The organism is Candidatus Cloacimonadota bacterium (assembly GCA_011372345.1).
Classification (GTDB): Bacteria; Cloacimonadota; Cloacimonadia; order Cloacimonadales; family TCS61; genus DRTC01.
Genome location: DRTC01000531.1, coordinates 1 through 9,330, shown reverse-complemented (window position 1 = coordinate 9,330; position 9,330 = coordinate 1). Strand labels below are relative to the sequence as shown.

Below are 9,330 nucleotides of genomic sequence, written 5' to 3'. Positions count from 1 at the left end.
TTTTAATAAGTTTTAAGATTTGCATCTTTAAATAATTCTTGAAGCAATTTATCTTCTGTAAAACACAGGCAATCATTTTCCTGTAAAATTAATACGGAAGCAAATTGAATTGAATCAAGCGTTCTTAATCCTTTTTTCCCATATTTAAATAATAAATCTTTTGCTTTGTCAATTAGCATACTATCAATATTTATCCATTCAAATTTAACAGAATCTCTTTCAAAAAGAGAAATTACTGCCTTTGCTTTTGCTTCTTCAATATCTTTTGTTCTGACTTTTCTGAAAAAAGCGGAACGAAATTCCAATTTCGCAAGTTCCGATAAATATATTGTATTAACTAATTGAAGATTTTGAAGAATCAGTTCTGAATTTTGTTCTTTGTGATAAAGTTTTATCAGGCTTGATGTGTCTAAAAATGCAATCATAATTCGCTTTTTCTTTCGTTTATTACAGAGTCACTTAGCGAACCCTTATAATCTTCTAAAATCTTCTGTGCTTGTACAAATGAAAACTGATTTATATCAATTATATTATTATTTTTTTCTTGAATGTCATCCAGAAATGTAACAATTACTTTCATAAACTTTGGCAGTCTTATTTTTTCATTTAAAATTAATTTTCCATTTTTATAAATACCTCTTACAGCCAACATATAATATCCTCCATATACATTATTCCTTAACTATTTTATCCTTTCATTAGAGTCAATTGAAACTTTGGAAAATAAAAAACTGATCATTTTGAACAATTTTATTTCTCATTTTTCATAGATTAGAGCCATTGGATTCTGAGAGCGATTCTTAATATCTGATCATCATTATTTTTTCCATTTCCTTTTTGTCATTATTCTATAATTATTTTTTGAAAGGAAGATAAACATTTTCTTCCTTTGGGAAATTCCCTGTTTTGACATCATCACAGTAATTTTTAATATAATTCGGGATTTCTTCTGACAATTTAGCAAATTGTTTTACGAATTTCGGTTTTAAATCTGCCATTCCGAGAATATCGTGATAAACCAGAACTTGACCATCACAAAATCTTCCTGCTCCGATACCGATAGTAGGAATGGAAAGAGATTCCGTAATTTCCTTTCCGAGTTGTTCCGGAATTCCTTCCAGAACCAGCATGAATGCTCCTGCTTTTTCAATCTCCAAAGCTTGCTGGAGAATGCGTTCATGATTCTTTTCATTTTTTCCTTGAACAACATAACCACCAAATGAATGAATCGATTGCGGAGTTAAACCCAAATGAGCACAAACCGGAATTTCACAGTCGAGGATCGCTTTGATCGCTTCTAAACGGGTCGGATTTCCACCTTCGAGTTTAACAGCATTTGCTCCACCTTCGATGATCATTCTCGATGCATTTTCTTTCGTTTTTTCCAAATTAAGATGATAACTCATATACGGCATATCAGCAACAATAAAAGTCTTATCAGCTCCTCTGCGGGTTGCTTTTGTATGATGGAGAATGTCTTCGATAGTTACTTTAAGTGTGTTTTCATATCCGAGAACAACCATTCCCAGACTGTCTCCAACTAGAATTATATCGACTCCTGCTTCCTGTACATATTTTCCGGAAGGATAATCGTAAGCAGTGATCATCACGATCTTTGCGTGATCATGTTTCATTTTTTTGAATGATCTGATGTTCAGCATTTTAACCTCGTTATTTTTTAAAGATCCTGATAATAATATTAATAATGATACTGATAATAATCATGGAAGTGATCGGGAAAAAGAATTTGAAATTGGATTTCTCAACACGAATATCTCCAGGTAATTTTCCGAGAAATGACAAGATGGAAGTGTATCTCATCAATAATCCGATCAAGATTATTAAAACTCCGAAAATTATCAGAATAGTAGAAATTTCTTTCATAATAAAAAGGCGCAAGGAACAAGGTGAAAGGTGCAAGCTTAAGTGAGAGAAGTAAAATTTTCTTGTTCCTTGTCCCTTTCTCCTTGTTTCTTCATAAATCTGTCTCTCTCACTATAAATACATCCGCAATATTGCTGACGATACATTTTTCTTTGTTTGGAAAGAGCAATTCCCTGCTTCCATAATTCCCGAAAATCCTGATAAAAAAACTTTATTCCGTATTCTTTAGCCAGAGATCCTCCGATTTCTTTGATCAGTTCGTGTTTCTGGAATTTACTGTAAAGAAGTGTTGTTGAGAAATAATCGAAATTACCTTTTTTTGCAACAATCGCTGTGTATTTCATTCTGTCGTAATAACAGAAATTACAGCGGGAATTTTCCCTGAAACTTGCTTTTCTCAGAAAATCTTCCAGGTTGTATTCATCTTTCCAGATCATGGGAATTTTTTCCTGTTCTGCAAACTCTTTCATTGATCCCATTCTTTTCTGATATTCCAGATATGGATGAATATTCGGATTGAACCAGAATCCCCAAATATCAAAATCCGTATTTTCTTTCAAATTAAAATATGGAGCAATAAAACAAGATGCACAGCAAATATGGAACAAAATTTTTTTAGTCATATTTTGATTGAACAAAAGACTCATTCCCAAATTCAATTTGGGAATGAGTTTTGAGTAGATTTTTTATTCTCGGTATTGAATCAAAATTCCTTTAATAGATTGGAAGCAATGATCGAGCGTTGGATCTGGTTCGTGCCTTCATAAATTTGAGTGATTTTTGCATCTCTCATCATCTTTTCAACCGGATATTCCTTCATATAACCATAACCGCCAAGAATCTGAACTGCATCTGTCGTAACTTTCATAGCAGTATCCGAAGCGAAAACCTTACACATTGCTGATTCTTTAGCATATTTTTTTATACCGGCATCGATCATTCTGGAAGTTGACATCACTAATGCTCTTGCAGCTTCGATTTGAGTTGCCATATCTGCCAGCATAAATTGAACAGACTGGAAAGAAGAAATCGGTTTACCAAATTGATATCTTTCTTTAGCATATCTGGCTGCTTCCTCATAAGCTCCCTGGGCAATTCCAACTGCTTGAGCACCAACCATTGGTCTGGATTTATCAAAGGTTTTCATGGCGACCATAAATCCGACTCCTTCTCTACCGATCAGATTTTCTTTGGGAATGCGGCAATTATCAAATACCAACTCTCTCGTAGCTGAGCCCCTGATTCCCATTTTATCTTCTTTTTTACCAAAACTAAATCCTTCGGTTCCTTTCTCGACTATGAAACAAGAAGCACCGCGAGCTCCTTTGGTTTTATCTGTGAGGGCAAACACCGTATAGATTTCCGCTTCTCCTCCATTAGTTATCCATTGTTTAGTTCCATTCAGAACATAAAAATCACCATCTTTGGCAGCAGTTGTTTCAATTCCTCCGGCATCTGAACCGGCGTTTGCTTCGGTCAAAGCAAAAGCTGCGAGTCTTTCCCCGGCAGCGATATCCGGTAAATACTTTTGTTTCTGCTCTTCGGAACCGGAAATCAGGATCGGGTACATTCCCAGACCTGTTGCTCCAAAAGCAAGTCCAATTCCTCCACAGATCCTGCTTAATTCTTCGGTAACGATCGCCAGATCGACAACCTTGCCGCTGATCCCGTCATATTCCTCCGGAACAAGTACTGCAAAAAGGTCTGTCTGTTTAAAAACTTCAACGATTTCCCAGGGAAAAGCGTTTTCTTCATCATATTTTGCTCTTACCGGTTTTATCTTTTCTTCTGCAACTTTGCGTGCAATTTCTTTTATTTCCAACTGTTCTTCAGTGAAAAAATAATCCATATAACCTCCATCTAAATTTACTTTTCAAATGTTTTTTCTGATATTATTAGTCAAGTTAAATGTTTTGTGTCGTGCTTATTCATTAATTGTTACGAATATGCATAAAAATTATTCTGTGATATTTATCAAAATATTCTATTTAAGATTATTTGAGACTCTTTATAAATCTCATTATTGTTTAGAAATTTTATTAAATTTAGCATTTATTTCAAAAATATCAGGATAATCATAAACCTCAGGATAGATTTTAGGATCATATAAATATGGAAATCTAAAATAATCACGAGTTGAAAAAAATATTTTTCCGTCAGAAAGGCAATAATAACGATAAGTATGTGAAATCACTAAACGATGAGTCTGCAGAAATATATTGTCTCTATTTGGAATATTCGGCATTTCAAATTCTTCTTTTTCATCGAAGAAAAGCAGTTCTTTTTGAAATCTATTTGTTCCTTTATCCAAAATCTTAACATTTCCGGATTCAAATAAATTAAAGATTTTAGGAGCAAGAAGTTCTACATCCAAAAAAAAATAATCTACCCGGTTCGAGAGCAGAAAAAGAGCTTCCAGGTGTTCTAAACATTTTTGAAAATCATTGAGTTTTTCTGATGTTTCGTATTTTAGTTCTAAAGTTTCGATTTTGTTTTGGATAAAATCTGTAATATCTTCATAATTGAAGAAAACAGTAGCAAGTTCGAGATCCCAGTAAATCTTTTTCTCAAATTCAGCATTTTGGATAAGATCGATTTTTTTATAGTTGTTTTTATTTAGAAACTCGTTTGTTTTATTCGGTGAACAGGACAAAACTAAAAGTAAAAGCAAATTTAAGATTAGAATTTTCTTCATGATTTTTCAAATTCATGCATTACATCAATTTTGAACGTTTGATCAAATACTGCAGCAAGTTCTGCTCAAAAGGTGTATCTGTTGTGATCGGATTATATTCGATAAAAGATTCGTGACATTTTGTTTTAAGATAAGTCACATTTTTCTGGTAAGCATTATAATAATCTTTCCTGATCTGCCAGGGATTAACAGTGATCTTTTCATTTGTTTCAGCATCGATGAATTCCGTTTCTTTCTTAAAATTAAAATCCAGTTCCTGTTTATCCTGGATATGAAAAAGGATAACCTCATGCTTTTGATGTCGGAAATGCTGTAATCCCTGCAGGATTTTATCAGGATCATCTATCATATCGGAAATGAGGATGATCAAACCTCTTTTCCTGATCCGGTCAGCAAGAGAATGCAGAACATCAGCAGTTTGAGTTTGTTCTTTTGCTTCCAGATTGATTAGTTCTTTAAAAATAATGTTCAGATAAGTTTTCATCGAACGCGGTGGAATATAGCTGGTAATTTTGTTGGTGTAAGTCAGAAGTCCGACAGCATCTTGTTGCGAGATCATTAAATAAGACAAAGCAGAAGCAAATGCTTTGGCATATTCAAGCTTTGATATTTTTTCCGAAGCATATCCCATAGAATTGCTGTGATCAACAATTATATAAGCTTTCAGATTTGTTTCTTCTTCATACCTTTTGATATAATAACGATTAGTTTTGGCATATACCTTCCAATCGATTTTCCGAATTGCATCACCTGGATTATACTGGCGATGATCGGAAAACTCCACGCTGAATCCGTGATAAGGTGATTTATGCAGACCAATAATAAAACCTTCGACAATCAAACGAGCACGCAGATTGAATTTATCGATGGTCGCTAAAAATTCTTCGGAGAGATATTGGTTGTTGTTAGACATAAAATTATTTCAAATTAAGATTACTCAAGTTTCACAGAAGAATGTAAACCGTTAAACGGTTCTGTTCATCATATTCAATCGTTCTTTCACCCTGATAAATCAGGGTGTTGTTCTGAAAAAAAAGAATACAGTTCCTATTAAATTTAATCAGAATAACACCACAATTCATTGTGGTGATGAGAATAGTAAAAACATTATCCCTAACCATTTCAATGGTTTTTATGTAATTTTTTAGACTCGATAAATCAATAATTGTAAAAAAGGTATAAATTTCTCGTGTATTATTAGTTAGATGATATTTGTGATTCATATTCAAATTCATTTTTCTGGACATAAGACCTTTTTAATAACTGCGAAACTTGATTTAAGATTAATTGAAATTAAGAGCAATTATTATTGAAAATTCATTTAACTGACAACTTCAAAACCGGCAATTAGAAAATGTTTATCCAAGGTGCACACTTTTTTCATATTATAATTTTTCATTATTATAAAAGAAGTACAATCGGTAAAGCTGAATAAATGTTCTTCATAATTTTTCATCATTGACCAGGCTTCGAAATCGATTTCTTCGGTAATTCTAATTATTTTACAAATTTCATTATTCCACAATGCTTCGATAAAAGGTTTAATCTTTACCAGTGAAATTTTACGAACACGAAGAAGAGTAATTAACTCATCTAAAATATAATTCGATGTCACAAAATATTCTGTTCGTTTTTCGAAAATATCAGCAATTTCCTGATGTTTCTCATCACTATGATCGAGAAAAGCATAGAAAGCACTTGTATCGATAAATAGTAGATTACTTTCCATAAATCAACTCATCTACTTTAGTTGATGTATCTTTATGCTGTGATGCGAATATGCCATTGAATTTTAAGAATTTTTTCTTTTGAGATTCATTTCTTTTTAATTTGTCATAAAATAGTGGAAAAATTATTACTTCAACTTCCTGGCTGTTGAATTTATTCAAATCATTAAAAGAGATAATACCATTCTTTACGGTTGTAATTTTTCTGATCGCTTCCATTTGATCCTCCAATTATTTTTCTTTGCGATTCAAATCTGAAAAATTTTAGGACTTTATTTTTTTGAAAAACAGTTTCTTATTTATGAAATTTCTCCGATTTTATGATTAGCATTTTTAAACAAAAGCAGTTTACTCATCTTCTTTAGAAACACCGGTCATGATCGCTGCCGGAATGAGAACTACATAAGCAATGATCAAAATTACGGGAGATATTGTTTTGTCACCTGTTCCCATGACAATATAACCGATGATCAGCATAACAATCGCTAAAATCAGTAATATCTTATTTCTTTTATTGAATACAAATTTCATGAATACTCCTTTCTCAGGTTTAAATGGTTTCGGAACAAGTTCCGAACTACTCTTTCTCATTCAAAACAATTCCCAGTTCATTTTTTAACTGTTTTTTAGAAAGCTCAACAGAACTATCATCATTATCGAGATTTATTGCCAGTCTGAAAAATTTCTCCGAAAGCTTCGGTTGATCTAATTTGAAATAGATCTCACCGAGATGATAAGCGATTTCACTATGAATTATCCCTTCTTTCAGAGGAAGTTCCATCGCTTTGATCGCATCTCTGAAATTTCCCATTTTGAAATGTAACCAGCCAAAACTATCCCAGATCATTGAACTTTCCGGTTGTAGTTCCAGTGCTTTTGTCAAAAGACTTTCCGCATATTCGAATTTCTCTTTTATCTCGTGATTAGCAATTATATAACCGAGAGAATTCAGAACATCTGCATTTTCAGAATAGATTTCAACTGCTTTATCTAATATTGAAATCGCTTTCTCAATATCATCCATTTTCTCTAAAAGCATAGATGTAAAAATGTAAACATTTGCTTTGGGTTTTGGATTTTCCTCGATCTCTTTGTTAAAATATTCATAAGCAAGAGAATCGTTGTTGGTATTATAAAAATACATTCCGATAATTTCATTTGCAGAAACATTTTGATTATGCTGTTGATAAATAAGTTCTCTTGCTTTCTGTATATTTTGGGAATTTGTCAGATAAGCAATAGCAGTAGTAACAAGCAGATCATTTTCTTTTAAAAAATCAATGGTGAGTTTATCGAGGTACATTTCCGCTTCTTCCGGTTCATCTAATAAAACAAAGGAATATCCAAGGAGGAAATCAGCGATTTCTTTATTTTCATTATTTTCTCTGAATTTATGAAGGATATTGATCAATCTCTCTTTTTTTTCAGGATCAAATTGCAAAGTATAAACTTGGAAGAAATTCAGGAGAAGTCTGATGTCATTGGATTTGATGAAATATTCAACAGCCTGATCATCTCGATTTAACTGAAAATAAACATCTCCGAAATAAGCATGGAAAAAGGATTTGAACTCCTCCCTCATTGCTTTAGTATCTTCTATGGCAATTCCTGCAGTTACTGCCAGTTCATACATTTCCAGATCAATAGCAGAGAAGAAGAGGTATCGTAAAACTTCCTCGCTATTTACTTCAAAACATGTTTTGCTGTTATCAACAATTTTCTGATATTTCTCCAATAAAAAATATTTTGCCATAAGAAAGGTCTTGAAAGGATCTGCGAGTTTCTTGTTATCGTCAATCCTTCTCTGTAATATTTCCATGACCTTTTCATCATTTTTTTCTTGTTCATAAAAAGTAATAAGCGATTTCAGAGTTATTTCATCATCCCATTTTTGATAAGCTTTCTCAAATATTTCCTTTGCTCTGCTCGGATTTGGCTCTTTATAACTTTCCGCAATTGCCAGGATAGTTTCCCTGTTTTTCCAGGGAAGTTCCAGAGCCTTTGCCAGAAGAGTCGTATCAGCCGGAGGATAATGTTCATTCCTGAAAAGATAATACGCTAAATAATACTGCATTGTTGGTTTGGTCTCGATCGCTAATTGGAAAAATTTATCAGATTTCTCTAATTTTTGTTGTTGATTGTATGATTCCGCCAGATTTATCAATATTTGAGCAGAATAAAGATCACGAGCATAATAATCTTCTCCGAGTTCGATAATTTCTTTAGTATATTCCGGATTGAAAAATGATAAAACTCCGAGAAGCTCGATCATTTTTTCTTTTACATAAATATTATCGGGATTAGCTTCGTCTGCCTTTTTATAGAGAAGATATGCCGATTCATAATCGTTCTGCTGGAAGGCAGCTTCTGCCAGGGAAAAATATGTTCCAGAGGAAAACATATCCGGTGCATGTACATAATCGATCTTCTGTATTTTTTCTTTATTTGAAATAGAAGCACATCCTGCTACCAGGATGATCAATAAAGAGAACTTGATGATGTTATTCATTAAGTATATTCCTAAGTAAAACCTTGCGAATGGTTTTAACCTTCGCCATGGTTGAAATGCCAAACACCGATCATTACGGAAGGCTGATCCTGTTGGCATATTTGAAAATGTTTCAGAATTTTAACTCCTTCCTCAACCATCCGTCAAAAGCCGAACACAGTTCGTAAGGTCTTGCCTTCAGATTGGACTGGACTCGACTCGTGACGAAGTACGAGTCGAGAACAATCTGTCATAGCTTGGTCGCAATTCTCGACTCACATTCTCTTCGTTCATTGCGAGTCAAGTCTTGCTTAATATGTTTTCAAAATTTTAAAATGTCATATTATAAAAAAGAGTCAAGGTTCTGTCGCTGCCATTCGTTTTAGATCGATTTTCCAGAAGGTCATAAAAGGAGATATTTACGGAAAGATAATCGGTGAAATGGATAGCAAAACCAGCATTGAGATATCCTCTACCTTTAGTGAATTCATCTAAAGTTTGATCAGACCAGTCATCATTATCATTCCAGGCAGGAT

General features: G+C 33.2%; 12 protein-coding genes. All 12 read right to left on the bottom strand.

The window, feature by feature from the left end; genetic code table 11:
* Positions 1–2: 2 nt before the first annotated feature.
* The gene (locus ENL20_10165; protein ID HHE38920.1) at positions 3–425 is read right to left on the bottom strand and encodes a PIN domain-containing protein; all 423 of its coding nucleotides are present in this window, start codon (positions 423–425) and stop codon (positions 3–5) included.
* The gene (locus ENL20_10160) at positions 422–652 is read right to left on the bottom strand and encodes a hypothetical protein (GenBank protein HHE38919.1); all 231 of its coding nucleotides are present in this window, start codon (positions 650–652) and stop codon (positions 422–424) included. The genes ENL20_10165 and ENL20_10160 overlap by 4 nt, the downstream gene beginning before the upstream one ends.
* Positions 653–854: 202 nt before the next feature.
* Positions 855–1,661, bottom strand: a complete 807-nt coding sequence (gene panB / locus ENL20_10155) for a 3-methyl-2-oxobutanoate hydroxymethyltransferase (protein ID HHE38918.1) — start codon at positions 1,659–1,661, stop codon at positions 855–857.
* Between the two features lie 10 nt (positions 1,662–1,671).
* A complete protein-coding gene (locus ENL20_10150; protein HHE38917.1) occupies positions 1,672–1,884 on the bottom strand; it encodes a DUF2905 domain-containing protein in 213 nt (70 codons plus the stop codon).
* 38 nt (positions 1,885–1,922) lie between these two features.
* A complete protein-coding gene (locus ENL20_10145) occupies positions 1,923–2,507 on the bottom strand; it encodes an epoxyqueuosine reductase QueH (GenBank protein ID HHE38916.1) in 585 nt (194 codons plus the stop codon).
* Positions 2,508–2,587: 80 nt separating this feature from the next.
* Positions 2,588–3,733 carry an acyl-CoA dehydrogenase gene (locus ENL20_10140; GenBank protein HHE38915.1) on the bottom strand — a complete coding sequence of 382 codons (1,146 nt, stop codon included), beginning with the start codon at positions 3,731–3,733 and terminating at the stop codon, positions 2,588–2,590.
* A gap of 171 nt (positions 3,734–3,904) precedes the next feature.
* Complete coding sequence (locus ENL20_10135) at positions 3,905–4,579, bottom strand: hypothetical protein (GenBank protein ID HHE38914.1); 675 nt, start codon at positions 4,577–4,579, stop codon at positions 3,905–3,907.
* A 19-nt stretch (positions 4,580–4,598) separates the two neighbouring features.
* On the bottom strand, positions 4,599–5,492 hold the full coding sequence (locus ENL20_10130) for a DUF58 domain-containing protein (protein HHE38913.1): 894 nt from the start codon (positions 5,490–5,492) through the stop codon (positions 4,599–4,601).
* A 408-nt stretch (positions 5,493–5,900) separates the two neighbouring features.
* Positions 5,901–6,308, bottom strand: coding sequence for a PIN domain-containing protein (locus ENL20_10125; GenBank protein ID HHE38912.1), 408 nt, complete (start codon positions 6,306–6,308; stop codon positions 5,901–5,903).
* A complete protein-coding gene (locus tag ENL20_10120; protein HHE38911.1) occupies positions 6,298–6,525 on the bottom strand; it encodes a hypothetical protein in 228 nt (75 codons plus the stop codon). The genes ENL20_10125 and ENL20_10120 overlap by 11 nt, the downstream gene beginning before the upstream one ends.
* Before the next feature lie 129 nt (positions 6,526–6,654).
* Positions 6,655–6,837 carry a hypothetical protein gene (locus ENL20_10115; GenBank protein HHE38910.1) on the bottom strand — a complete coding sequence of 61 codons (183 nt, stop codon included), beginning with the start codon at positions 6,835–6,837 and terminating at the stop codon, positions 6,655–6,657.
* 46 nt (positions 6,838–6,883) lie between these two features.
* On the bottom strand, positions 6,884–8,914 hold the full coding sequence (locus tag ENL20_10110; GenBank protein HHE38909.1) for a hypothetical protein: 2,031 nt from the start codon (positions 8,912–8,914) through the stop codon (positions 6,884–6,886).
* Positions 8,915–9,330 lie beyond the last annotated feature (416 nt).